Annotated in this window: 20 protein-coding genes and 1 pseudogene; 7 read left to right on the top strand and 14 right to left on the bottom strand. The window is 62.7% G+C overall.

From position 1 onward, the window contains the following. Positions 1-43 precede the first annotated feature (43 nt). From RS887_RS18415 to RS887_RS18380, 8 genes and pseudogenes are all read right to left on the bottom strand, one after another. Positions 44-811, bottom strand: coding sequence for a metallophosphoesterase (locus RS887_RS18415; RefSeq protein ID WP_322616453.1), 768 nt, complete (start codon positions 809-811; stop codon positions 44-46). Between the two features lie 305 nt (positions 812-1,116). Next, the gene (locus RS887_RS18410; RefSeq protein ID WP_322616452.1) at positions 1,117-2,589 is read right to left on the bottom strand and encodes an aldehyde dehydrogenase family protein; all 1,473 of its coding nucleotides are present in this window, start codon (positions 2,587-2,589) and stop codon (positions 1,117-1,119) included. Continuing rightward, positions 2,582-3,409: an ABC transporter permease gene (locus tag RS887_RS18405; RefSeq protein ID WP_322616451.1), complete on the bottom strand. Its 828-nt coding sequence runs from the start codon at positions 3,407-3,409 to the stop codon at positions 2,582-2,584. The genes RS887_RS18410 and RS887_RS18405 overlap by 8 nt, the downstream gene beginning before the upstream one ends. 1 nt (position 3,410) lies before the next feature. Next, entirely contained in the window at positions 3,411-4,328 is a 918-nt protein-coding gene (locus RS887_RS18400) for an ABC transporter permease (RefSeq protein ID WP_322616450.1), read from the bottom strand. 31 nt (positions 4,329-4,359) lie between these two features. After that, the gene (locus tag RS887_RS18395) at positions 4,360-5,502 is read right to left on the bottom strand and encodes a spermidine/putrescine ABC transporter substrate-binding protein (protein WP_322616449.1); all 1,143 of its coding nucleotides are present in this window, start codon (positions 5,500-5,502) and stop codon (positions 4,360-4,362) included. Between the two features lie 39 nt (positions 5,503-5,541). After that, positions 5,542-6,669, bottom strand: a pseudogene (locus RS887_RS18390) (ABC transporter ATP-binding protein). 210 nt (positions 6,670-6,879) lie between these two features. Beyond that, positions 6,880-7,695: a response regulator transcription factor gene (locus RS887_RS18385; protein ID WP_322616448.1), complete on the bottom strand. Its 816-nt coding sequence runs from the start codon at positions 7,693-7,695 to the stop codon at positions 6,880-6,882. A gap of 175 nt (positions 7,696-7,870) precedes the next feature. Further along, positions 7,871-9,100 carry an MFS transporter gene (locus RS887_RS18380; protein ID WP_322616447.1) on the bottom strand — a complete coding sequence of 410 codons (1,230 nt, stop codon included), beginning with the start codon at positions 9,098-9,100 and terminating at the stop codon, positions 7,871-7,873. Positions 9,101-9,233: 133 nt separating this feature from the next. Here RS887_RS18380 and RS887_RS18375 point away from each other — a divergent pair, with 133 nt between their 5' ends. Further along, positions 9,234-10,007 carry a helix-turn-helix transcriptional regulator gene (locus RS887_RS18375; protein WP_322616819.1) on the top strand — a complete coding sequence of 258 codons (774 nt, stop codon included), beginning with the start codon at positions 9,234-9,236 and terminating at the stop codon, positions 10,005-10,007. Between the two features lie 131 nt (positions 10,008-10,138). Then, positions 10,139-10,762, top strand: a complete 624-nt coding sequence (locus RS887_RS18370) for an NIPSNAP family protein (RefSeq protein ID WP_322616446.1) — start codon at positions 10,139-10,141, stop codon at positions 10,760-10,762. Positions 10,763-10,795: 33 nt separating this feature from the next. On the opposite strand, the gene RS887_RS18365 is transcribed toward RS887_RS18370, so the two are convergent. Further along, on the bottom strand, positions 10,796-11,710 hold the full coding sequence (locus tag RS887_RS18365; protein WP_322616445.1) for a LysR family transcriptional regulator: 915 nt from the start codon (positions 11,708-11,710) through the stop codon (positions 10,796-10,798). 107 nt (positions 11,711-11,817) lie between these two features. On the opposite strand from RS887_RS18365, the gene RS887_RS18360 reads away from it, so the two are divergent. After that, the gene (locus RS887_RS18360) at positions 11,818-13,557 is read left to right on the top strand and encodes an amidohydrolase (protein ID WP_322616444.1); all 1,740 of its coding nucleotides are present in this window, start codon (positions 11,818-11,820) and stop codon (positions 13,555-13,557) included. An 86-nt stretch (positions 13,558-13,643) separates the two neighbouring features. Further along, on the top strand, positions 13,644-14,384 hold the full coding sequence (locus RS887_RS18355; protein WP_322616443.1) for a TorF family putative porin: 741 nt from the start codon (positions 13,644-13,646) through the stop codon (positions 14,382-14,384). A 43-nt stretch (positions 14,385-14,427) separates the two neighbouring features. On the opposite strand, the gene RS887_RS18350 is transcribed toward RS887_RS18355, so the two are convergent. The 5 genes from RS887_RS18350 to RS887_RS18330 all read right to left on the bottom strand — a co-directional run bounded on the left by RS887_RS18350 (position 14,428) and on the right by RS887_RS18330 (position 21,025). After that, positions 14,428-15,714: an FAD-dependent oxidoreductase gene (locus RS887_RS18350; protein ID WP_322616442.1), complete on the bottom strand. Its 1,287-nt coding sequence runs from the start codon at positions 15,712-15,714 to the stop codon at positions 14,428-14,430. A 2-nt stretch (positions 15,715-15,716) separates the two neighbouring features. Beyond that, positions 15,717-17,294 (bottom strand): aldehyde dehydrogenase (NADP(+)), encoded by a 1,578-nt coding sequence (locus RS887_RS18345; RefSeq protein ID WP_322616441.1) that lies wholly within the window; start codon positions 17,292-17,294, stop codon positions 15,717-15,719. Positions 17,295-17,400: 106 nt separating this feature from the next. Beyond that, positions 17,401-18,348: a dihydrodipicolinate synthase family protein gene (locus RS887_RS18340; RefSeq protein ID WP_322616440.1), complete on the bottom strand. Its 948-nt coding sequence runs from the start codon at positions 18,346-18,348 to the stop codon at positions 17,401-17,403. Positions 18,349-18,405: 57 nt separating this feature from the next. Then, a complete protein-coding gene (locus RS887_RS18335) occupies positions 18,406-19,332 on the bottom strand; it encodes a 4-hydroxyproline epimerase (protein WP_322616439.1) in 927 nt (308 codons plus the stop codon). A 46-nt stretch (positions 19,333-19,378) separates the two neighbouring features. Continuing rightward, positions 19,379-21,025, bottom strand: coding sequence for an APC family permease (locus tag RS887_RS18330; RefSeq protein WP_322616438.1), 1,647 nt, complete (start codon positions 21,023-21,025; stop codon positions 19,379-19,381). A gap of 187 nt (positions 21,026-21,212) precedes the next feature. On the opposite strand from RS887_RS18330, the gene RS887_RS18325 reads away from it, so the two are divergent. The 3 genes from RS887_RS18325 to RS887_RS18310 all read left to right on the top strand — a co-directional run bounded on the left by RS887_RS18325 (position 21,213) and on the right by RS887_RS18310 (position 24,690). Beyond that, complete coding sequence (locus RS887_RS18325) at positions 21,213-22,007, top strand: AraC family transcriptional regulator (RefSeq protein WP_322616437.1); 795 nt, start codon at positions 21,213-21,215, stop codon at positions 22,005-22,007. Between the two features lie 76 nt (positions 22,008-22,083). After that, the gene (locus tag RS887_RS18320; RefSeq protein WP_008021538.1) at positions 22,084-22,464 is read left to right on the top strand and encodes a RidA family protein; all 381 of its coding nucleotides are present in this window, start codon (positions 22,084-22,086) and stop codon (positions 22,462-22,464) included. 237 nt (positions 22,465-22,701) lie between these two features. Further along, on the top strand, positions 22,702-24,690 hold the full coding sequence (locus RS887_RS18310) for a U32 family peptidase (RefSeq protein WP_322616436.1): 1,989 nt from the start codon (positions 22,702-22,704) through the stop codon (positions 24,688-24,690). Positions 24,691-24,704 lie beyond the last annotated feature (14 nt).

Below are 24,704 nucleotides of genomic sequence, written 5' to 3'. Positions count from 1 at the left end.
CCGAGACACCCAGGCAATGGATGATCGACAACCCGAGTGCACCTCAGAGCGCCAGGTCGATCACGAAGGCGTCGTCGAAATCCGGGTTTTCGTTGATGCCATTCCTGGCATAGCCCCGGGGGTTGCAGACCACGCGGGTGTTGCCCACCCGATAATCAAAGCTGCCATGGGTATGGCCATGCAGCCACAGTGCCGGCTGCCAGTCCTTGATCCGCGATTCAAGGTCCGAGACAAAGCTTGAGTTGATCGGCGAACCGGCAAACGCCGGGCTGATACTCGACCGTGTCGGGGCGAAATGAGAGACCACTACCGTGGGTATGCTGCTGTCGCGGGTGAAGCAGTCTTCCAGCCAGGCGACCGTTTGCAGAAACACCAGCTGGGAAATGGCGGGCGTGAACAGGTCTGGAAAGTCGGGGGCGATCTTGATGTGGCTGAAGTCGCGGATCAGTTGGGTCGCCAGATCGATGCCCAGCGCCCGGTCCTCAGCGCTGTCGAGCAGACGATGGTCAGACCACAACGTGCAACCGAGAAAACGCACGCCGTCGTGGACGTACTCCGAACGCTCCAGAACGTGGATCTGCGTGCCTTGCGTCAGGCTGTTCAACTGTTCGTAGGTGGACACCAGGTCACTGCCATAAAACTCGTGATTGCCCGCCACGTACACCAGCGGAACCGGGCACGCCTTGGCCCACTCGATGGCCTTGGCTGGCCGGGCGATATCCCCGGCGAGCACGACAATATCGGCATCCACCGCGGGAAAAGGGATCGTGTTGACGGACAGGTGCATGTCGGACAGCAAGGCGATGCGCATTGATCAACTCCGGCGTGTCTTGAAGGGCAGGTTATTCAAGTTACGCGTTGCTGACCCGTTGTCACAAGCCTGCCGTGGCAATGGAACTGTCGGCGGATAGCGGCGGGGCAGGCGACTTCGATGCTGGATGTACCGGCCTCTTCGTCGGATCGCCGCCCGGAGCAAGCCCGCTCCCACAGGGATTGTGGCCAGCCGCAAGGTTCGAGTTCACTGAGGATCAAACTGTGGGAGCGGGCTTGCCCGCGAAGAGGCCGGTACATCCAACAGAGATATTGGCCGACCCGCCGCACCCACAGTTGACCGGCTTACTTCAAATACCAACCCCAAGGCTGGTCGCTGACGTACTCGGTGACCTGCTTGACCTCCAGGTAATTGTGCAGGCCCCATTGGCCCAGTTCCCGGCCGATACCGCTGTGTTTCATGCCGCCCCAGGGCGCTTCGACGAAGGTCGGTTGCGAGCAGTTGACCCAGACGATCCCGGCGCGCAGCTGGTTGGCGACCCGGGCGCTGCGCTGCAAGTCCGCGCTCATCACGGCGGCGGCCAGGCCGAAGCGGCTGGCGTTGGCCATCTGCACCGCTTGCTCTTCGGTCTTGAAGCGCTTGATGCACAGCACCGGGCCGAACACTTCCTCGCGCCACAGAATGCTGCTGTGCCCCGGTTCATCGAAGATCGCCGGTTCGATGAAGTAACCTTCGGCCAGATGCACCGGTCGCCGTCCGCCCGTGAGCAAACGGGCGCCGCTGGCCAGGCCCTGGTCGATGAAGCCGAGCACCTTGTCGTACTGGCCCTGGCTGACCAGCGGACCCAGCAGCACCCTGGGCTGCATGCCGGGGCCGATGCTGATCCTGCGGGTTTCTTCCACCAGCCGCTCGATCAGGCGCGGGGCGATGGCTTCCTGCACCAGCAGGCGTGACGTGGCGCTGCACACCTGGCCCTGATTCCAGAAAATCCCGAACAGAATCCACTCCACCGCCGCTTCGACATCGGCGTCATCGAACAGGATGAAGGCTGACTTGCCGCCCAGTTCCAGGCTGATGTTCTTGATGTCCCGCGCCGCCGCCGACATGATTTTCGCCCCGGTGGGCACGCTGCCGGTGAACGCCAGTTTGTCCACGCCCGGATGCTCGGTGAGCGGGCTGCCGGCGTCGGCGCCGAGACCGCTGACCCCGTTCACCACCCCGGCGGGCAAGCCAATGCGATCGGCGGCAGCGGCCAGTTCCAGGGCGGTCAGCGGCGTCAGCTCGGACGGTTTCAACACCACCGTGGCCCCGGCGGCCAAGGCGGGCGCCACCTTCCACGCGGCCATCAGCAACGGGTAGTTCCAGGGAATGATCTGCCCGGCGACGCCAATCGGCTCGTGGCGGATTCGACAGCGGAATCGCTCGTCCGGCAAGGCCAGCGGCTGGTCCTGCTGCTGGTCCAGTTCGCGGGCCAGACCAGCGTAGTAGCGAAAGCAGGCGATGGCGTCGCCGATGTCCCATTGTGCTTCCGGCAGAGGTTTGCCGTTGTCGCGCACTTCCAGTTCCGAGAGTGCCTGTTTGCCGGTTTCCAGTTCATCGGCCAATGCCTCCAGCCACTGCGCACGCTCGGCGCCGCTGCTTTGGCCCCAGCCATTGTCGAAGGCGCGACGGGCCGCGCGCACGGCATGGTCGACGTCTTCTTCGGTGCCTGCCGCCACGCGGTGGAAGGCCTGTTCGGTAGCCGGGTCGATCACGTCCAGATAGCCGCCCAGATCCGGGCTGACCCACTCGCCATTGATGTAAAGCTGATCACGCATGGTGCGACTCCTGGACGCCGGTACGGCGGTTTTGCAGATGGCGGGAAGTGAACAGCAGGGCCAGCGACACGCAGATGATCACCGTCGAAATCGCGTTGATCTCCGGTGTGACGCCACGGCGGATGGAGGAAAAGATGTAGATCGGCAGCGTCGTTTCGGAGCCGGCGACGAAGAACGCGATGATGAAATCGTCGAAGCTGAAGGTGAAGGCCAACAGGAACCCGGCCATGATCGCCGGGCTGATCTGCGGCAGGGTCACCCGCCAGAAGGTGTCCATCGGTGGTGCGTAGAGGTCAGCCGAGGCTTCGAGCAAGGCCTTGTCCAGCGAGTCGACGCGGCTGCGCACGATCACCATGACCAGGGCCATGGTGAACAGCGAGTGCGCGGCGATCACGGTGAAGAAACCCATGTTCAACTTCGGCACCGTCGGCAACCAGCTCGCCAGCAACGGGTTGATCAGGTCGAACAGGCTGATGAAGGCGATCAGCGTCGAGATGCCGATGACGATGCCCGGCACGATGATCGCGCAATAGGTCAACGCATCGAACAGCATCCGCACTTTGCTGCCGCAGCGCTGCAAGGCGAACACCGCCAGGGTGCCGAACAGCGTTGCGATCACCGCCGAGCTGCAGGCAATCAGTGCGCTGTTGCCCAGGGCCTCCATGATGAACGGGTTGCCGAATGCAGTGCCGAACCATTGCACCGAGCAGCACTGAAAGGCCAGGCCACTGCGCCCGGCGTTGAAGCTGAACAGCACGATCAAGGCAATTGGTGCGTAGAGGAACAGGTACAGCGATGTCGAATAGCTGCGCAGCCACATGTCACAGGCCTCCGTCGGCAGGGCGGCCGCCGTAGCGCGCCACCAGTTTCAGGTACAGGCCGATGATCAGCAGCATCATCGCCACCAGCGTCATGGCCAGGGCGCTGCCGAATGGCCAGTTGCGCGATTGCAGGAACAGGTCGACCAGCGCGTTGCCGACAAAGAACACCTTGCCGCCACCGAGAATCGCCGGGATCAGGAACTCGCCCATCAGCAGGATGAACACCAGCATCACCCCGGTGATGATCCCCGGCGCGGACAAGGGCAGGGTGATGCGCCGGAAACTTTCGAAGGCGCTGGCACCGAGGTCCGCCGAGGCTTCGAGCAGGCGCTTGTCGAGTTTTTCCAGGCTGACGTAGATCGGGAACACCATCAGCGGCAGGTAGCCGTAGACGATGCCGATCAGCACCGCCCACGGCGTGTTGATCAATCGCACGTCCTCAAGGCCCAGGCTGGCCAGCAGCGCCGGAATGCCTTTGCCGCTGAGGATGAAAATCCAGGCGTAGGTGCGGATCAGGAAACTGGTCCAGAACGGCACGATCACCAGGATCAGCAGCAGCGAACGGTTTTTCGTGACCTTGACCGCCAGGAAGTACGCCAGCGGATAAGCCGCCACCAGGCACACCAGGGTGCCCAGCGGCGCGAGCATCAGCGTGTTGCTGAACGCCGCACCGCGTGAGCCGAGGTTCAGGTAGTTGGCCAGGGTGAAGCCACCGGCGTAACCGCCCACGGCACTGCGCTCGCCGAAACTGAAGACCAGGATGATCACCAGCGGCATCAACAACAGCAGCAGGAACCACAGGGTCGAAGGCAAGAGCATCAGCAGGGTGATGCGTCGGCCGAGGCGGCGCCGTTGGCGAACCTCGACGGACAGGGCATGGCCCGGTTGCACCGTTTGCGGGTGGGCGGCGACATTCATGGGTGACTCCTCATTGGCCATGATCAGGCGATCAGGCGGACTTGAAGCGCGCCATCAGTTCGGCGCGCGCCGGGCTGGTCAGCGTGGCGGCAGCCCCGAACTCCAGCGGGCTCAGGGCTTCGGCGGCCGGGTACATGATCGGATCGTCGAACATCGCCGTGGGCAGCAAGGCATCGACACGCTTGTCGCCGCTCGGGTAGCCGTGGCTCAGCACTTCGAGTTTGTTGTGCTGCGGGTCGAGCAGGTAGTTGATGAAGGCGTAGGCGGCGTCTTTGTGCTCCGAGCTTTTCGGAATCGCGAAGAAGTCGCTCCACAGTTCCCCACCTTCCTTGCCCAGCTCGAACTGCATTTGTGCGTTGTCGCGGTGCAGTTGCGAGGCGTCACCGGTCCACGACATCGCCAGCCAGGCATCGCCGCTGCGCATCGATGGCTGGATGTCGGAGTTGATCGCGAACAGGTGCGGCTTGACCTCGATCAGCAGTTTTTCCGCGTCGGCCAGTTCTTTCGGGTCCAGGGAGTTGAAGCTGTAGCCGAAGCTTTTGAGGGCGTTGCCGATGGCGGTCAACTGGTAGTCGTGGACCATCGTCCGGCCACTGGCCGGGCCCTGGGCGGCGGCCCAGAATTCCTTCCAGCTGGTCGGGCCGTTTTTCAGTTTGCCGGTGTCGTAGAGCATGCCGGTGGTGCCCCAGTTTTTCGGCACCGCGTAGACCTTGCCGTCCACCGTGCCCTGGGCCATGAATTTCTGCTGGAACGCCGAGGCGTCGAAGTTGGGAATGCGCGACAGGTCCAGCGGCTCGATCAGGCCCAGCCCGACGTAGGTGCTGATGGTGTAGTTGGTCGGCACCAGCACGTCCCAGCCACTGCCGCCGGCCTGTAACTTGGCGAGCATTTCTTCGTTGGAACCGAACACGCTCATCGACACCCGGGCGCCGGTGGTTTTGCCGAAGGCGTCGAGGTTTTCCTGGCTGTGGTAGTTCGGCCAGGTCGCCAGCGACAGGCGATCACCGAGTTTGCTTTGCTCGGCCGCCTCGGCGGTGGAGGTCAACAGGCCGGGGATGTTGGCCGCGACCACGGCGGCGGCAATCCCCAGGCCGGTGCGGCCAAGGAAGTCGCGGCGACTGATCGAGCCGTTCTGCCAGCTACGCAGGGTTTTTATAAAAGTCTTCTGGTCCATAGCACGCTCCACATCCGGTTGATGAAACGAATCGATGATTTACAACGCCATGGCCAGGCCATTGGCGTGATCCCAGCCGACGCGCACTGCCGCGCCGTGTTCGAATGCATTGGCGCCATGATCCTGATGGCGCGGCACACGCACGCACACCACCCCGAAGGCCTGGGTGCGGACGCGGTATTCGGTGGAATTGCCCAGGTAAATGCGGTCTTCGACGCAGCCCGGCAGCTTCACTTCGCGGGTCATCTCGGTATTGACCCCGGCGATGCTGATCAGCTCCGGGCGTACCGCAATGCAACCGGCGGCATTGGCGCTCAGGCCCTTGCCGGTGGGGGTGAGGGGGCTGGTCAGTTCCAGCCCTTGCTCGGTACGCAGCACCACCGAATGGCCGTTGAGCTGCTGAACGGTGCCGTCGAACAGATTGGACTCACCGATAAAGTCGGCCACATAACGGCTGGCCGGGGCTTCATAGAGTTGTTCCGGGGTGGCGGTCTAGATGATCGAGCCGTTGTGCATCACGCTGATGCTGTCGCTCATCGACAGGGCTTCTTCCTGATCGTGGGTGACCAGCACGAACGTGATGTCGACCTCGCGCTGCAAGCGCAGCAATTCAGACTGCATCTCCTTGCGCAGCTTGCGGTCCAGCGCGGCCAGTGGCTCGTCGAGCAGCAACACCGTCGGCTTGTTGACCAGGGCGCGGGCGAGGGCGACGCGCTGTTGCTGGCCGCCTGAAAGCTCGCTCGGCTTGCGCTGGCCGAAGCCGCTCAGGCGCACCATTTCCAGCGCTTCATCGGCCATGCGCAGTTGCTGTTTTTTATCCGGGCGCGGTGTGCGATAGCGCAAGCCATAGGCAATGTTCTGCGCCACGGTCAGGTGCGGAAACAGCGCGTAATGCTGGAACACCATGTTCACCGGCCGTTCGAACGCCGGCACGCCGGCAACGCTCCTGCCGGCCAAACGGACCTCGCCGCTGGTGGGCTGTTCGAAGCCGGCGATCATGCGCAGGGTGGTGGTCTTGCCACAACCCGAACCACCGAGGAAGGAATGAAACGAGCCACGCCGCACCGCGAAATTCAGACCGCTGACGGCCTGCACCTCGCCATAGCGTTTGACCACATTGCAGAATTCGATATCGCTTGGCGGGGTGTCGTTCACGCTGTTGTTCACGATGCGGGCTCCCTTGCAGTGATAAATCAGTGCGTCGGGGGCCAAACTAGCAATCGGGGTTTTGCGGTGTATATATCCCTTGGGGGATAGAAGAGGTTTGTTGTAGGAGCGAGCTTGCTCCGGGCTGCGTTCCGACGATGGACTCAAGAGCGCTGCGTTGAGCCAGTCATCCCGTGTAATCGTTAACGACCATCGCGAGCGGGCTCGCTCCTACACAAGGCTTGTTGCTGGCAGCTGGTCCTCCGTCAACTCGCGAATGAACAACCCCAGCAACTCCGACTGGCTGCCAATGCCCAGCTTGGCGTAGATGTTCTTGCGGTGAATCTTCACTGTGCCGGGGCTGATGCTCAGTTGTTCGGCCACCGAGGCGCTGGAGTGGCCGCGCAGCAACAGTTGCACGATTTCCTGCTCGCGCCCGGTGAGGATGTGCGCGCCGAAGTGGTCGAAGGCTTCGCGGATCTTGAAGTCCAGGTCTTGCGCCGGGCGCGGTTGCTGGGCCTGGCGCAAGCGCCAGGCTTCATTGATGACCTGTTCGACCACCGCCTGCGCGCATTCGACCAACTGCATTTCGTCACGGCTGAACGCGCAGCTGGCGGTCGAGCGCATCAGGGACAGCACCGCCGTGGCGCCGTCGCCGAGGTCGACGAAAAACGCCACTTCCTCGGCCAGTCCGGTTTGCTGGTAATAGGTCAGGAAGTACTCGCCAAGGTAGAAGTGGTCGGGGGCGAACTGGCGCAGACGCCACAGTCCCGGTGCCTGACCGCGGGTGCAGGCCAGGTAGAACGGATCGAGCAGGTAAGGCCCGCACTGATAGTCGTCGACATACACCGCGCGCTTGTCCGCCGAGAACGTATCGAACAACGCCAGTGGCCGGTGATTGCCTTCGTAGACAAACAACACGAAATGATCGACCGGGCAGATTTGCCGGATCCAGTGGCTCAGCCCCGACAGCCGCGCATGCCCGGCAGGCAGGTCGAGCAGGTGGGCGACACCGGTGGTCCAGAGTTTCAGTTCCTTGGGGCGCATGGTGGCTACAGGCCGAGGAGGATGGCCTGTGGATGCACAAAGTACGCCATGGCGAAGTTGTCCGTGGGCAGCGGGCCGAGTGGCGGTGCGCCGTGACAAAGACGCACCGCAACAGGGCCGGGTGTTACCGAGTGCTACAGGGCGGGTAGCAAAAGTGATCAGGTTGAACGGTCATTCATGCTCCCGACGGCCGTTTTCCGGTAGACGGCAGCAGGATCGTCAGAATCCCCAGCAGCGGCAGGTACGAACACAGCGTGTACACGTACTCGATGCCCTGGATATCCGCCAGATGCCCCAGCAACGCGGCGCCAATGCCGCCAAATCCGAACATCAGGCCGAAGAACACCCCGGCGATCATGCCGACGTTGCCGGGCACCAGTTCCTGGGCGAAGACCACGATGGCCGAGAAAGCCGAGGCGAGGATGAAGCCGATGATCATGCTCAGCACGCCCGTCCAGAACAGGTCGACGTAGGGCAGGGCGAGGGTGAAGGGCGCGGCGCCGAGGATGGAAAACCAGATCACTTGCTTGCGGCCGATCCGGTCACCGATCGGGCCACCAAAGAAGGTGCCGGCCGCGACGGCACCGAGGAACAGGAACAGGTACAGCTGCGAACTGGCCACCGACAGGTCGAACTTCTCGATCAGGTAGAAGGTGAAGTAACTGGTGAAGCTGGCCATGTAGAAGTATTTGGAAAACACCAGCAACGCCAGCACCACCAGGGCGAACGTCACCCGCCGTTTCGACAGGCCGTGGGTGGCCTTGCTGCCTTGCTTGAGCTTGAACAGGTTCAGGTGATTGCGGTACCAGCGGCTCAGGCCGTACTGCACGAGGATGGCAAACACTGCGAACAGGCCGAACCAGGCGACGTTGCCCTGGCCATAGGGAATGATGATCGCGGCGGCCAGCAACGGGCCGAAGGCGCTGCCGGCGTTGCCACCCACCTGAAAGGTCGACTGCGCCAGGCCGTAGCGACCGCCCGAAGCCAGGCGCGCCACCCGTGAGGTCTCGGGGTGAAAGGTCGACGAACCTACGCCCACCAGTGCCGAGGCCACGAGAATGGCCGGGAAGCTGCCGACCAGCGACAGCATCAGAATACCGATCAGGGTGCAGACCATGCCGGCCGGCAGCAGCCAGGGTTTGGGATGACGGTCGGTGTAGAAACCGATCCAGGGTTGCAGCAGTGAAGCGGTGAGCTGGAAGGTCAGGGTGATCAGGCCGACCTGGGTGAAGCTCAAGCCATAACTGGCCTTGAGCATCGGGTAGATCGACGGCAGCACGGCCTGGATCAGGTCGTTGATCAGGTGCGCCAGGGCACAGGCACCAATGACACGCATGACCAGGGGGCTGGCCTGGTTGGCAACCGAGACGGTGGCTGAGGGAGAGCTGAGGGTAGTGGTCGACATGGGCGAGTTTCCGGATAAAAACGCGAACTGCGAGCGCAAGGCGCAGCCAATTTCGGGGTTCGGCGTTATCCTAGGGGCATCAATGGTGCCCGTCTCGCGCAACTCGGGCGCCGACTATTGCAAAAAGGGCGTCATTATCAAGCCAATGCAGACATTCCTGGCGGAGATCGACCAGGGCGGCTGGAGTGTTCGCAGCAGTGCGACCGACTACCCGGAAAACTGGTTCATTGCGCCGCACTCCCATGAAAAACATCAACTGATCTATGCCATCGAAGGCGTGATGGTGGTGCACGCCGCGATGGGCCAATGGACGGTGCCGCCGAGCCGTGGCATCTGGATGCCGAGTGGAGAGGTGCACTCGATTCGCTGCGTGGGGGCGATCAAGATGCGCAGCGTTTTCGTGCACCCTGACGCGAGCCCGGATCTGCCCGCCGAAACCCGGGCGGTGAGTGTTTCCGCGTTGCTCAGTGAGCTGATCAAGGTCTCGGTCGACTTCGACTTTTCCGTCGATCCGGACCCGCGGGAAGCCCGGGTGTTGCGGCTGATTCTGGATGAGCTGACGATCCTGCCGACCTTGCCTTTGAACCTGCCGCAGCCTGCCGATCAACGTATCAACCTGATCTGTACCGCGTTGCAGCGTGATCCCGGGGATGGGTCGACAGTGTCGGACTGGAGCGCCCGGCTGGGCCTAGACGAAAAAACCATCCAGCGACGGTTCCGCAAGGAAACCGGCATGACCTTCGGCCAATGGCGCCAGCAAGCGCGACTGCTGCTGGCGCTGGAACGAATCGCCGTCGGGGAGAAGATCATCGACATCGCCGGCGAGTTGGGATACGACAGCCCGAGCGCCTTCACGACCATGTTCAAGAAGCAGTTCGGCAAGACGCCGAGTGATTTTTTCAAGTGATGGTCCGGCGTAAAGAAACTACCTAGAACACTGCGGCAAATGCCGTGACTGATGGGGTTCGTCTCAATATCCTCCCTGCGGGGGGCTGCCTTAGGCTGTGTGCTTTTGGCAAACCGTTGGGCGGAGTCGCTATGCGTTTATTTGAATTGATCACTTTCACTGTGCGCGTGCGTACCGTCGCGGATGCCCTGGCGCGCATAGAGGCTGCGCTGGACGATCCGAAAGTCGGCGGCACATTGATGGGCTGCTGGGCCTCGGAGATCGGCCAGTTGAACCAGATCGCCGTGCTGCGCGGTTATGGGGACGAAAGCTTTCGGCAGGCGGAGCGTGAGCGTTTTCTGTTGGGGGGCGGGGCGTTTGGCATCAACGAGTGGATCACCGACCTGCGCATCGAAAACTACACGCTGTTTCCCTTCCTCGAACCCATGAGCGCCGGCCAGCATGGTCCGTTCTATGAGTTGCGCGTCTACGACCTGGTCAGCAGCGGGTTGCAGCCCACCCTAGACGGTTGGAGCAAAGCCATCGAAGCGCGAACCGCCGAACAGTATTCATCGGTGTATGCGGCGTTTTATGCCACTGACGGTGCGCTGCCGCGCTATCTGCACATCTGGCCGTGGACCAGCCTTGAACAGCGCCTGCAGGTGCGCACCCAAGCGGTCGCCGACGGCGTCTGGCCGCCGGAAAACTCCGGCCCGCAACTGCGGGACATGTGCTCGACGATCTACCTGCCCGCGAAGTTCTCGCCCTTGCAATGACCGGGGCACGGCTCGACTGGCCGGATGCCCGCCTCAATGCAACGCCTGCTCGTCCAGGTACTCATTCAGACACTCGATGAAAGCCTGATGCTTGCGTGTATGGCGGCGGTGCGCCGGGTAAATCACATGGATTTTCCTGCCGAACTGCTCAGGGTCAAGGTCGGCGTCCGGCAACAGTTGCACCAGTTCGCCGCGCCGCAGGTACGGTGCGGCGCTCCACTGCGGGCAGAACTGCAAACCCCGGCCGACCAGCAGGGCACCGAACAGGAAGTCATAGTTGTCGCTGCTCAGTCGCGGTGTCGGCTGGGCGATTCGCTTGCGTTCACCCTCGTGTTCGATCCACCAGTAATGCGGGTTCAGGGCGGGATGACGAAACAGCAGCCAGTCATGTTGATTGAAGGTGTGCGGTTGAACCTCCAGCGGGTTGTGTTGCAAGTAACGCGGGCTGGCGCACAGGAGGATGCGGTTGGCGGTCAACGGGCGCGTGATCAGATCGGGCAGCTCTATCGGGCCGTCCCGCACCGCCAGGTCGAATCGGCCTTCGACCAGGTCGACGAACTCATCGGTCAGCACCACGTCCAGGCGCATCTGCGGGTAGCGCTCCAGAAAGCGGCAGCACACCGCGTTGAGAAAGGCCGGCGCGAACGAGGGTGGGGCGGTCACGCGCAGCAGGCCATACATTTCCCGCTGCAATTGATCGATGTCTTCCCGGGCTTGATCCAGTTGCCTGAGGACTTGCCGCGAACTGGCGAGGAAAATCTCCCCGGCCTCGGTCAGCGCGATGCGTCGAGTGGAACGCTCGAACAGGCGCGTGCCCAATTCTTCTTCCAGGTGGGTGATGGCCCGGGTCAGGGCCGACGTGGTTTTGCCCAGTTGCGAGGCAGCGCGGGTGAAACTGCCCTGGTCGGCGGTTTCGACAAACATCGCGATGGCGCTGAGTTGGTCCATGCAGTGTTTCCTGTTTGGAAAGTATGTGTTGCGTGGGCCGAGTATTCTTTACCGCCGCCCGGTTCGCTAGTCTCTCGGCATTCTTACAAGAAAAAAGGTGCGGGACGATGAAGCGAATATTCCAGTCGGCATTGGCCATGGCTATTGGTCTTTCCTCTATGGAAAGCATGGCGGCCGCCGATCTGATTTTGCATAACGGCAAAGTCTTTACGGCAGAGCAGGGCAAGGCCCTGCAACAGGCCGTGGCCGTGGAGGACGGAAAAGTCGTCAAGGTCGGCAGCGATGCCGAGGTGCTGGCCCTCAAGGACCCCGGCACGCAGGTCGTCGACTTGCAGGGCAAGGTGTTGCTGCCCGGCTTTATCGACACCCACAGCCACGCGGTGTTTGGCGGCGTGAAGCTCAAGTCCGCCGATCTTGAGACGCAAATGCTGCCGTTCGATGAGCTGGAGCAGCGCTTGCGCGAGTGGCGCGATAACGGCAAGGCCCGGCATGGCGACATGCTCGTTGTCGGCGGGGCGCCCTCGACCTACTGGAGCCAGGTGGCGGAGTTCGAAAAACGCTTCAACCAGGGCGAATGGACGGACACGCCGATACTGTTTGTCGGCTGGGACTACCACACCGGTTGGGCCAACAAGGCCTTGCTCAAACGCGCCGGTATCGATGCCGAGCGGGTCAAGGCACTCACTGGCGAAGCGCTGGCGACCATCGGCCACCATGACGACAACACCCCTAACGGTTTCGTCGCCGATGCCGGTTTGTCGGCGGTGATGTCGCAACTGCCGCCGGCCAGTCTTGAGCAGTTGATTGGCGCCGCCGAGGCTGCCCGCGACCTTTACCACAGCCTGGGCGTCACGGCCCTGATGGACCCGGCGGCCAACGCGGTGCCGGGGGATGCGTTGTTCGACTTCAAGCCCACGGTGAAAAATGTCGGGGTGCTGCCGGCCTACAAGGCGTTGGCGGACAAGGGCGAACTGCGCCTGCACGTGGCGGCCTTGATGGTCGTCAATCCCAAGAGCAAACCCGCCGACCTCGAGGTCATGGAGCAGGTCCGCCAGCAGTTCGCCGACGTCGACAATCTCAGCCTGCCCGGCATCAAGGTGTTTGCCGACGGCGTCGCCGAGTTTCCGGCGCAAACCGCGTCGCTGCTGTCGCCCTACAAGAACTCGCTCAAGGGCGGTGAGCTGCTGATCGACCCGGCGCACTTCGGCGAACTGGTGGGCGCCGCCGATGCCCGCGGATGGCTGGTGCATGTGCATGCCATCGGTGATCGTGCGGTGCGTGAATCCCTCAATGGCATCGAGCAGGCGCGTCGCGAGGGGCACAACAATGTGGCCCACTCCATCACCCACTTGCAGATGGTCAACCCCAAGGAGTTCACCCGGTTCAAGCCGCTCAATGTGATTGCGTCCATGCAACTTTACTGGGCTTCGGCAGACGAACTGAGCATCGATTTGCTGCAGCCTTACATCAATGCCATGCAGTTCCAGTTCATGTACCCGGCGCGTTCGCTGCTCAAGAACGGCGCGACCATTTCCGGTGCCAGCGACTGGCCGGTCTCGACACCTGATCCGTGGAAAGCGATCGGGCAAGCCATCAGCCGCAAAGGCCCCAAGGGTGTGCTGAATCAGGCCGAAGCCATCGACCGCGAGACCATGTTCTACGCTTACACCCGCAACGCCGCCAAAACCATCGGCCTGGAACAGCAGATCGGTACGCTGACCCCAGGCAAGCAAGCCGACATGATCATTGTTGATCGCGATGTATTCAGCGCCCCTGAAGCGCAGTTGGCCGATACCCAAGTGCTCAAGACTTACTTCGCCGGCCGCGAAGTCTACAGCCGCCCGTAACTCCCCCCCTGTTCGCCCACCCTTTGCCGCGCCGGCAAGGGGAGGGCGAAGCCTTGCCCGATCAATAATAAGAAAGGACCCGAAACATGCATCGCCCTGCATTGACCCTGTTTGTCGCCTGCACTTTTTTGCCGCTGGCTGCCCACGCCCTGACGCTGACCGATGACCTTCAATTGATGCTCAAGCCGGCGGTGGTCAGCGACTACCGCAGCCGTGGTTTGTCGCTGACCTTGGGCGACCCGGCGGTGCAACTGGACGCCACATTGCTGCACAGCAGCGGCGTCTACGCCGGGGTCTGGACCTCCAATGTCGATTTCGGCCTGAACTATAAAACCCGGTTGGAGCAGGATTTTTACGCGGGCTTCTTCAAGCAGATCACCGATGACGTCAGCCTCGACCTGGGCTACCTCAAGTACACCTACGCCAGGCAATCGGACTTCAACCAGAGCGAGGTCTACGCCATCGTCAAAGCCTATGGCTTCAAGTTCGCCAGTTACTACTCCAACGATTTGCAGACTTATCTAGGCAAGGACCAGGACACCCTCTACACCTGGCTGGGCTACAGCTACGCGCTACCGGCGGATACGGGGCTGGAGGTGCGTTATGGCCAGTTCGATTTCAAGGATGACGTGTTCATTGCCGGCAACGGCGCTACCCGTGGCGACTATCACGAGTGGGAAGCCCGGCTGACCCATAGCGCCGTGGGAGTCGACTGGGCGCTGGCCTACGTCGACACCGACCTGTCCACGCATGAGTGCACGAGCTACTACGGCTATGGCGATGTGTGCGCCGCCACCGTCGTGGTCAGCGCCAGCAAGACCTTCTGATCGAGGCGGTTGCGTCCTGAGCAGAAGGTCTCGGTAGGTTCATTCAGAAACGATCCAGCCGGTACGCCGCAGTCGCCGGCAGGTCGTGGGGCTGGGTACCGGTCAAGGGGGAGGCCATTTGCGCAATCATTTCCGCCGTGACCGCCGCCTGGGTCAACCCCAGGTGCTGATGGCCGAAGACGAGCAGGACCTTGCCGTCGCACACCCGATCGATGATCGGCAGGGAGTCGGGTAAGGACGGGCGAAAACCCATCCACGGTGTGGCCGCTTCGGCACTCAGGTCGCGTTTGAACAGGCCCTTGCTCAATCGGTGCAGTTGCCAGGCACGTTCCATTGTTGGTGGACATTCGAGACCGGCGAATTCAACGGTGCCGGCCAGGCGCAGGCCATCGACCATCGGCGTCATGATGAATTTGCGTTCCAGCGAGGTGACGGCAAACGGCAAGCGCTGGTGTTCGTGGGGCAGCATCAGGTGATAGCCGCGCTCGGTGTCCAGCGGCACCTTTTTGCCGGTCAGCGCAGCAGTGAGCTTCGCGGAATGCGCGCCGCAGGCAATCAGCACCTGTCGACTGCTGACGCGGCCTTGATCAGTGATCAACGACACGCCGTGTTCATTCAATTGCCCACCCTCGACCCGCTGCTGGAGGAACTGCACGCCGCTGCTTTTAGCCGCGTGGACCAGTTCGCCAACCACCCGGAAGGGATCGAGAAAATGCCCGGTGCGCGGGAAGAACAAGCCGCCGCGGATCTGCTCGCTCAGTTGCGGCGCCGCATCGCGTACAGCCTTGGCCTGCCAGAAGTCGATCGGCACCTGCTGCTGGCGCATGCGCGCCTGCAGCGCTTCGATGGCCTGTTGCGAGTCGGCGCGCTCGAACACCAGCAACGAGCCGTCTTCCTTCAGCAACTGGGGGCGGTCGATGGTCTCCAGCAAGCGGTTCCAGGCACCCAGGCTGCTTTCATTGAGTGCGCGGATGCCGGCCACGGTGCGCTGGAACGGCACCGGTCGCAGGTTCAGCAACAGGCGCATGAACCAGGGCAGGGCCCGGGGCATGTATTTCCAGTCCAGGCGCAGCGGACCCATGGGGTCCATGAGCATGGCGGGCAGGCGTTTGAGGATGGACAGGTCGGCGATGGGGAACACCTGCTCGGTGGCCAGGTGTCCGGCATTGCCGAATGAGGCACCACGGCCGGGCTCCTGCTGATCGATGACCACCACCCGCCGGCCCTGGCGAGCCAGGCGCAGGGCGCAAGCGACGCCGATGATCCCGGCGCCGATCACGGCAACGTCCGCCGTGGCGTGCGGGTTGTTGAAAAGGGAGACGTTGGACATGGCTAGGCTTCTCTCTGGCCGTCGAGCAGGCGACGCAACTGCAGCGGATTGCCGTGCTTGAGCGCGGCCGGCAACAGGGCGTCCGGGAAATCCTGATAGCAGACCGGGCGCAGGAAACGCAGGATGGCGGCGGTGCCGACCGAGGTGGTGCGCGTGTCGGACGTCGCCGGGAACGGGCCGCCATGGACCATGGTATCGCACACCTCGACCCCGGTCGGCCAGCCATTGACCAACAGGCGTCCGGCCTTGCGCTCCAGGGTCGGCAGCAATGCCCTGGCGCTCTCCACGTCGGCATCGTCCAGGTGCAGGGTGGCGGTCAGTTGGCCTTCCAGGTGTTCGATGACCTGGCGGATTTCCTCGTCGCTGGCACATTGCACGATCAGCGAAGCGGCGCCGAACATTTCCGCCTGCAAGGCCGGATCGGCGAGAAATTCGCTGGCCTGGGTGACGAACAGGTGAGCCTGGCACTGGTTCGGGGTATCACCCCTCAGGCCGACGGCCACTGTGTCAGCGTGGGCATGCTCGGCCAGCGCACCGATGCCGGCCTCGTAGGCGTTGAAAATGCCGGGGGTGAGCATGGTCTGTGCCGGGCTGCGCTGTATCAGTTGCGCGGCCGTCTGGATGAAACGCTCAAGGGTCGGGCCTTGGCGGGCAATCACCAGGCCGGGGTTGGTGCAGAACTGGCCGGCGCCTTGGGTGAGGGAGGCGACGAAACCTTGCGCCAACGCTTCGGCTCGCGATTGCAGTGCCGCCGGGAACAGCAAGACCGGATTGATCGAGCTCATTTCTGCATACACGGGAATCGGCTCGGGACGCGCCTGGGCCGCCTTGCACAGGGCGATGCCACCGCTGCGCGAGCCGGTAAAGCCCACGGCCTTGATGCGCGGGTCGGTGACCAAGGCAATGCCCACTTCACGGCCGGAGCCGAACAACAGCGAAAACACGCCTTCATGCAGCCCGCACAGTTTGACCGCCCGGGCCAGCGCCCGGCCCACCAGCTCACTGGTGCCGGGGTGTGCACCATGGGCCTTGACGATCACCGGGCAACCGGCGGCCAGCGCAGACGCGGTGTCACCGCCGGCGACCGAGAAGGCCAGGGGGAAGTTGCTGGCGCCGAACACCGCCACCGGGCCCAGCGGCACCTGACGCTGACGCAGGTCCGGGCGGGGCAGGGGCTGGCGTTCCGGTAGTGCGCTGTCAATCCGTACATCCAGCCATTCGCCAGCGCGTACAGTGCGGGCAAAGGTGCGCAGTTGCTGGCAGGTGCGACCGCGTTCACCCAGGATGCGCGGGCGTGGCAGGCCGGTCTCGGCCACGGCGCGGTCGATCAATGCATCGCCGAGGGCTTCGATTTCGCTGGCGATGGTTTCGAGGAATTCGGCGCGGGCGTCCAGGGATGTCGCGCGATAGCTGTCCAGGGCACTCCAGGCCAGGGCGCAGGCCTGTTCGACGTGTTCGCCGCTGCCACCGTGATAGGCCGGCTCAAGGGGTAGATCCGTGGCGGGATCGATGCCGCGGATCGCTTCGCGGTTGCCGGTGATGGCCTGCTGGCCGATCAACATGTTGCCTGTCAGAGTCATGGTCGTTCCTGAAAAAAAGAGGTAGGGCGTTTGCGAAAAAACGCGGTACCGCCGTGGGCGAAAATAAAGGCGGCGCGCATTGGCACGCCGCTGCACAGGCTGGATGTCAGACGAAGTTCTGCTCGGCCGACCACTGCTCGTACCACTGGCGGAACAGCGCGTACTGGTTCTCGGCATAACGACGCTGGGCATCGCTGAGCGCATCGGTCTCGTTGAAATGCAGGGTGTATTCCTTGTCACCGTTGAGCACCATCAGGTGCTTGTAGTAGAGCACCAGGTCGCAGCCCTCATCGAAGGACGACAGCACCGCCAGTGCCGATTCCAGTTCCCGCGCCTGGCGACGTGCCTTGGCATCGCCCTTGGCCGCTTGTTTGCTCAAGGCCACCAGGCGCAACACTTCGCGCGGCAGCGCGTTGCCGATGCCGGTGATGGCGCCGGTGGCGTTGCAGTTGACGAAGCCATGAACCACCTGGGTGTCGACACCGACCATCAGGGTTACGTCATCGTCCCTGGAGGTAATGTGTTCGGCGGCGTAGCGCAGGTCGGCCGCACCGCCGAACTCCTTGAAGCCGATCAGGTTCGGGTACTCGCGGCGCAGTTCGAAGAACAGATCGGCGCGGGTGGCGAAGCCGTAGTAAGGGCTGTTGTAGATCACCGCTGGCAGGCCCGGGGCGGCTTCGAGAATCGCGGCGAAGTGGGCTTTTTGCGCGGTGGCCGAAGCGCCGCGAGACAGCACACGAGGAATGACCATCAAGCCATGGGCGCCCACTTTGGCCGCGTGGGCGGCATGGGAAACCGCTTCGCGGCTGTTGACCGCACCGGTGCCGACGATGGTCGGAACGCCGGCGGCCACCAGGCGCGCCACGCCTTCCTGGCGCTCGGCTTCGGTCAGCAGCGGCCAGTCGCCCATGGAACCGCAATACACCACTGCGCTCATGCCAATGTCGATCAGCTCGCGACCCTTGGCCACCAGCGCGTCGAAGTCCGGCTTGCGCTCGGCGGTGCACGGGGTCATCAGTGCAGGGATGCAGCCAGTGAAAATGTTGTCGCTCATTTTGTTGTCACTCCTTGAAGCGTTCATTCAGGTCGGGTTAGGGAAAAGGCGTGGGGCTCAAATGCCCCACGCAAAGGGGTCTTGTTCGTCGATCAGCAAGGTGCTGTCGGCGGTCATGTAGGCGCGGCCAGTGATGAAAGGGATGATGCGTTCGCCTTCCCATTCATAGCTGCCGACGAACTGGCTGGCGGTGATGCTGGCCTGGACCCAGCGTTCGCCGGCGGCCAGTTTTCCATCGGCCGCCAGGCACGCCAGTTTCGCGCTGGTGCCGGTCCCGCAGGGCGAGCGGTCGTAGGCTTTGCCAGGGCACATGACGAAGTTGCGGCTGTCGGCCGATTCGTCGTCGGTAAACAGTTCGATGTGGTCGATCAGCGCGCCGTCTTCACCGTGGATGCCCTGGGCCTCAAGGGCCTTGAGCATGGCCCAGGTGTACTCGGTGAGGAACTCGACGTTGTCCATCTGCAACGCCTGACCGTGATCGGACACCAGGAAAAACCAGTTGCCGCCCCAGGCGATGTCGCCGTACACGCGACCATGTCCCGGCACTTCGACCGGCACCTGTTGGCGGTAGCGGTAGGCGGGCACGTTGCGCAGGGTGACATTGCCGTCCTCATGCAGCGTGGCGCTGACCGGGCCGACCGGCGTATCGATCTTGTGCTCGCCAGGCTGTATGTGACCCAGGTAATGCAGCGAGTTGACCAGGCCGATGGTGCCGTGACCGCACATGCCGAGGTAGCCGGCGTTGTTGAAGAAGATCACGCCACAAGTGGCGTCCGGCGACACCGGTTCGCAGTACAGCGCACCCACCAGCACATCGTTGCCACGGGGCTCCAGCAGGCAGGCGCGACGCCATGGGTCATGCTGCTCGCGCAGGGCATCGCGCTTCTCGGCCATGGTCCGGCCGGACAACGGGGGCAGGCCCGACATCACCAGGCGAGTCGGTTCGCCGCCGGTGTGGGAATCAATGACATGTATTTTTTTCATAAACCTTTCCATTCAGAGGAACACGCAGGCTTTGCCGGCCTGAATTTCAGCGAGAGGTCTGGGCGGACACACCGGTCGGACGCAGGCCTGTGGCCGTGCCGCTGTAGACGGGGTCGGCTTCTTCTTCACCGTCCTCGGACTCCAGGCGAACCAGATGCGCCGGCACGCCAGTGGCTGCGCCCCAGTAGTAGATGCCCATGGCGCAGGCCGCCACGACCAGGGTGTCGAAGGGATGGGTGAGTACGCCCATGCCGCCGAAGCTGCCGAGCCAGGACAGCACGATGGTCACGGCATAGAAGCCGATCAGCCATGCCGAAGAACGCACTTGTTGGCCCAGGCTCAGGTGCTGGGTCGGCACAAAGCGACCGCACAGCAGGTACACCACGAACATCAGGATTTGCAGGCCAAGCAGCCAGGACACGGTGCTCCAGCCGGACCAGTAGACGATCAGCGCGGCGATGATGAACGACACCGGGCCGAGAACGCCCATGCGCTTGACCTTGAACGGCCGCGGCATATCCGGCGCATTGCGGCGCAGGGCAGCCACCGACACCGGCGCGACGGCGTAGCTCAACACCAGCGCGGCGGAGACCACGTTGATCAGCGCTTCCCACGAAGGGAAGGGCAGGGTCCAGAACACCGACAGGGCAAAGGTCAGCCACAACGCCGGACGCGGGATGCCGGACTTTTCGTCAATGCGGGTGAAGACCTTGAAGAACGTACCGGTCTGCGCCCAGCCGTAGATCACCCGCGGGGTCGCGTTCATGTAGATGTTGCCGCAGCCGCTGGGGGAGATCACCGCGTCGGCCACTACCAGATAAGCCAGCCAACCCACGCCCAATGCCAGGGCGATGTCGCGGTATGGCAGGGCCAGTTCCTTGGCGACGCCGGCCCAACCGTTGGCGAGCATTTCGGTGGGCACGCCGCCGAGGAAGGCCACTTGCAACAACACATAGATGGCGGTGGAGAGCAGTACGGAGAGGATCAGTGCAATCGGAATGGTGCGTTGCGGATTCTTCACTTCGCTGGCCACCGAGATGATCGGCGTCAACCCCAGGTAGGCGAAGATGATGCCGCCGGCGGACACCGCCATCTCGACACCTGACAGTCCGAACGGCATGAAGCCCTGGGACTGGAAGTTCTCCGGTTTGAAGAAAGTGAACAGCACGCCGATCACCAGCAACGGCACGATGAACTTGAACATGCTGATCAGGTTGTTGGCCTTGGCGAACGTTTTCACGCTGTAGTAGTTGAGCATGAAGAACAGGCACAGCAGACCGAACTGAACCAGCCAGCCAATCGCCGTTGGATTGCTGGAACCGGCCTGGGTCAATGCGGGAAACCACGCAGCGGCATACTGGCGCGCGGCAACCACCTCGATGGCCACCAGGCTGGAAAACGCGATCAGCGTGATGAAGCCCATCAGGTAGCCGAGCAACGGGCCGTGGGAGTACACCGGGTAGCGAATCACACCGCCGGCACGGGGCAATGCGGCGCCGAGTTCACAGTAGACGATGCCCAGCAGCAGCACCGCAAAACCGCCCAGCAGCCAGGAAAATATCCCCGCCGGTCCCGCGATGGCGGACACGTGACTGGCTGCGAACAACCAGCCGGAGCCGAAGATGGCCCCCAGTCCGATAAACGTAAGGTCTATCAACGAAAGTTGTTTTTTGAACTTGCCTTGGCCTGGCATGGCATCGCCTTCTTGTGAGTTATTGGATAGGCAGGTGTGCACTTCAAGTCGTCCCCGTCGGTTTTGCCGAGGAGGGCGGTGGCCATAGAGTGAACTCGGCGGCTTGTTCGCGATTGATGTTTTCCTTGGGTGTCGATGACGAAATCAGCACAATGGGCAACGGCCGATCATTGGGAGAGACAGGTAGATGACTCAGGATGCGTTTGCGCTGTTGTGCCAGGGCGACGACTCGAACCGCCCCGAAACCATCGAACAACTGCTGGCAGGCATTGCGCTTTTGTTGCCGATGCTCGATGTCATTCCGAATGCGGCGATCTTCATCAAGGACGTGCAGGCGCGCTATGTCATGGCCAATCGCACGCTGGTTCAACGCTGTGGCTTGAAGCAGCTAAAACCGCTGCAGGGGAAAACCAGCGCCGAAGTATTTCCCGAGCAGTTGGGGCCCGGCTATACCGAACAGGACCGGCGTGTGCTGGAGCAAGGTCTGGTGCTGTCAGACCAGCTGGAGTTGCACCTGTACGGCAGCCGGGAGCCGGGCTGGTGCCTGACCCATAAACGACCGCTGTATAACCGCCATAATCAGATCATCGGTCTGGCGGGCATCTCGGTCGACCTGCAATCGGCCAGTGACACGCACCCGGCGTACCAGCGCCTGGCGGCGGTGGACGAGCACATCCGTACGCATTTCAACCGTCGCGTCACCCTCGGCGAGTTGACGCGCATCGCCGGCATTTCCGTGGCGCAGCTCGAGCGCTACTGCAAGCGTGTGTTCCATTTGACGCCACGGCAAATGATCCAGAAGGTTCGCCTGGAGCACGCGCATCGACTGCTCTACACGGATCTGCCGATCACTGAGGTCGCCCTGCAATGCGGTTATACCGACCACAGCGCGTTCACCCGGCAGTTCAAGGCATTGACCGGCTTCACCCCGCGCCAGTACCGCCAGGCCACCGGTCACCCGCAACCGTCCGGTGCGGATTAGCGACGCGCCGCCAATGGCCCTGTAGACTGGCCGCGCAAAAGGCGCCTGCCTCACCACTTCAAGCAAGAGAGTTCCCATGGCAAACCACGACCTGACCTTTACGCCCGATCCTGATGCGGATTCGATTTCTTCCGACGTCGTCGGTTTCGGCGGCGTGCTGGTCTCCACCCAGATCCCGACCCGCGCCGACGGCAGCCTGGAATTGGGCGATATCACCCTGCAAAGCGAATGCACCCTGCAAGCGCTGAAGGTTGCGCTGGAGCGTGCCGGCAGTTCCATGGACCGCGTGATGCACCTGACCATCTACCTCACCGACATGGCCGACCGCGCCGCGTTCAACGAGGTGTACAAGCGCTACTTCGCCAAACCATGGCCGGTGCGCGCTGCTGTCGGGGTTGCCTCGTTGGCAGTGGAAGGCATGCGCGTGGAAGTGACCGCGATGGCGGCCAAGGCGTGATCACGGAAACACACACAATACTGTAGGAGCGAGCTTGCTCGCGATGAACCTGAGAGCGACTCGGGGCATCAGGTTGCCAGCGTTATCGTTGACGACCATCGCGAGCATGCTCGCTCCTACAGGGATTGAGGCAAGCCAGGCCTGCTCGAAACACCACCTGGCAGCACACGGGTGCCGGTCAGGCGTTTCGCCGCTACAATGCACGCCTCGACCGTGACAAGCCTGACTAAAAAAACTATGTCTTTGCCCAAACATCACCTGGAATTGCTCAGCCCTGCCCGCGATGTCGCCATCGCCCGCGAGGCTATCCTGCATGGTACCGATGCCGTGTACATCGGCGGCCCGAGCTTCGGCGCCCGCCACAACGCCTGCAACGAAGTGAGCGATATCGCCCAATTGGTGGAATTCGCCCGTCGTTACCATGCGCGAGTGTTCACCACCATCAACACGATCCTGCACGACAACGAACTGGAGCCGGCCCGCCAGCTGATCCACCAGTTGTACGACGCCGGCGTCGATGCGCTGATCGTCCAGGACCTGGGTGTGATGGAGCTGGACATTCCGCCGATCGAACTGCACGCCAGTACCCAGACCGACATCCGCACGCTGGAGCGGGCGAAGTTCCTCGACCAGGCTGGTTTCTCGCAACTGGTGCTGGCCCGCGAGCTGAACCTCAAAGAGATCCGTGCCATCGCCGACGAAACCGACGCGGCCATCGAGTTCTTTATCCATGGCGCGTTGTGCGTGGCGTTTTCCGGCCAGTGCAACATTTCCCACGCGCATACCGGGCGCAGCGCCAACCGTGGCGACTGCTCCCAGGCCTGCCGTCTGCCGTACACCCTCAAGGACGAAAAGGGTGGCGTGATCGCTTACGAAAAGCACCTGCTGTCGATGAAGGACAACAACCAGAGCGCCAACATCCGCGCACTGGTCGAGGCCGGCGTGCGTTCGTTCAAGATCGAGGGCCGCTACAAGGACATGGGCTATGTGAAAAACATCACCGCCTACTACCGACAGCGCCTCGACGCCGTGCTCGAAGACCGTCCGGACCTGGCCCGTGCCTCCAGCGGCCGTACCGCGCATTTCTTCCTGCCCGACCCGGAAAAAACCTTCCACCGCGGCAGCACCGATTACTTCGTCACTGACCGCAAGATCGATATTGGCGCCTTTGACTCGCCGACCTTCACCGGTTTGCCGGTGGGTGTGGTCGAGAAAGTCGCCAAGCGTGACATGCAGGTCGTGACCCACGAGCCGCTGTCCAACGGCGACGGCCTCAATGTGCTGGTCAAGCGTGAAGTGGTGGGCTTCCGCGCCAACATCGCCGAACCGAAAGGCGAGTTCGAGGAGGACGGCGAGAAGCGTTATCGCTATCGCGTCGAGCCCAATGAGATGCCGGAGGGGATGTACAAGCTGCGTCCCAACCATCCGCTGAATCGCAATCTCGATCACAACTGGCAACAGGCGCTGCAAAAGACCTCCGCCGAGCGTCGCGTGGCCCTGCGCTGGGTCGCGCGCCTGCGTGAAGAGCAGCTGGAACTGACCGCTACCAGCGAAGAAGGCATCAACGCCAGCGTTACCCTGAATGGCCCGTTCGGCGCCGCCAACAAACCGGAGCAGGCGCTGGAGCAATTGCAGGACCTGCTCGGCCAACTGGGCACCACGCAGTACCACGCCATCGACATCAAGCTGGACGCGCCGCAGGCGTACTTCATCCCGAACTCGCAGCTCAAGGCCTTGCGCCGTGAAGTGATCGATGCCTTGACCGAAGCGCGGATCGCCGCCCATCCCCGTGGCAGCCGCAAGGCCGAAACCACACCGCCGCCGGTGTACCCGGAGTCGCACCTGTCGTTCCTGGCCAACGTCTATAACCAGAAGGCCCGCGACTTCTATCACCGCCATGGCGTCAAGCTGATCGACGCAGCTTACGAGGCCCACGAGGAAACCGGCGAGGTGCCGGTGATGATCACCAAGCACTGCCTGCGTTTCTCCTTCAACCTGTGCCCGAAACAGGCCAAGGGCGTGACCGGCGTGCGCACCAAGGTTGCGCCGATGCAACTGATCCACGGCGATGAAGTGCTGACCTTGAAGTTCGACTGCAAGCCTTGCGAGATGCACATCATCGGCAAGATGAAAGGGCACATCCTCGATATGCCGCAGCCGGGCAGCGTGGTGGGGCACATCAGCCCCGAAGACCTGCTCAAGACCATCCCGCGCGCACCGCACTGAGTGACCGGTGGGCG

The organism is Pseudomonas sp. BIC9C (genome assembly GCF_034541995.1).
Lineage (GTDB): Bacteria > Pseudomonadota > Gammaproteobacteria > Pseudomonadales > Pseudomonadaceae > Aquipseudomonas > Aquipseudomonas fluorescens_CC.
The sequence above is the reverse complement of the archived record's forward strand: the minus strand, read 5'-3'. Positions and strand labels throughout refer to the sequence as shown.

Bases quoted from the DNA above. Each gene is read 5' to 3' on its own strand.
- RS887_RS18415 (WP_322616453.1), bottom strand. From the start codon at position 811: ATGCGCATCGCCTTGCTGTCCGACATGCACCTGTCCGTCAACACGATC.
- RS887_RS18410 (WP_322616452.1), bottom strand. From the start codon at position 2,589: ATGCGTGATCAGCTTTACATCAATGGCGAGTGGGTCAGCCCGGATCTG.
- RS887_RS18405 (WP_322616451.1), bottom strand. From the start codon at position 3,409: ATGTGGCTGCGCAGCTATTCGACATCGCTGTACCTGTTCCTCTACGCA.
- RS887_RS18400 (WP_322616450.1), bottom strand. From the start codon at position 4,328: ATGAATGTCGCCGCCCACCCGCAAACGGTGCAACCGGGCCATGCCCTG.
- RS887_RS18395 (WP_322616449.1), bottom strand. From the start codon at position 5,502: ATGGACCAGAAGACTTTTATAAAAACCCTGCGTAGCTGGCAGAACGGC.
- RS887_RS18385 (WP_322616448.1), bottom strand. From the start codon at position 7,695: ATGCGCCCCAAGGAACTGAAACTCTGGACCACCGGTGTCGCCCACCTG.
- RS887_RS18380 (WP_322616447.1), bottom strand. From the start codon at position 9,100: ATGTCGACCACTACCCTCAGCTCTCCCTCAGCCACCGTCTCGGTTGCC.
- RS887_RS18370 (WP_322616446.1), top strand. From the start codon at position 10,139: ATGCGTTTATTTGAATTGATCACTTTCACTGTGCGCGTGCGTACCGTC.
- RS887_RS18365 (WP_322616445.1), bottom strand. From the start codon at position 11,710: ATGGACCAACTCAGCGCCATCGCGATGTTTGTCGAAACCGCCGACCAG.
- RS887_RS18360 (WP_322616444.1), top strand. From the start codon at position 11,818: ATGAAGCGAATATTCCAGTCGGCATTGGCCATGGCTATTGGTCTTTCC.
- RS887_RS18355 (WP_322616443.1), top strand. From the start codon at position 13,644: ATGCATCGCCCTGCATTGACCCTGTTTGTCGCCTGCACTTTTTTGCCG.
- RS887_RS18350 (WP_322616442.1), bottom strand. From the start codon at position 15,714: ATGTCCAACGTCTCCCTTTTCAACAACCCGCACGCCACGGCGGACGTT.
- RS887_RS18345 (WP_322616441.1), bottom strand. From the start codon at position 17,294: ATGACTCTGACAGGCAACATGTTGATCGGCCAGCAGGCCATCACCGGC.
- RS887_RS18340 (WP_322616440.1), bottom strand. From the start codon at position 18,348: ATGAGCGACAACATTTTCACTGGCTGCATCCCTGCACTGATGACCCCG.
- RS887_RS18335 (WP_322616439.1), bottom strand. From the start codon at position 19,332: ATGAAAAAAATACATGTCATTGATTCCCACACCGGCGGCGAACCGACT.
- RS887_RS18330 (WP_322616438.1), bottom strand. From the start codon at position 21,025: ATGCCAGGCCAAGGCAAGTTCAAAAAACAACTTTCGTTGATAGACCTT.
- RS887_RS18325 (WP_322616437.1), top strand. From the start codon at position 21,213: ATGACTCAGGATGCGTTTGCGCTGTTGTGCCAGGGCGACGACTCGAAC.
- RS887_RS18320 (WP_008021538.1), top strand. From the start codon at position 22,084: ATGGCAAACCACGACCTGACCTTTACGCCCGATCCTGATGCGGATTCG.
- RS887_RS18310 (WP_322616436.1), top strand. From the start codon at position 22,702: ATGTCTTTGCCCAAACATCACCTGGAATTGCTCAGCCCTGCCCGCGAT.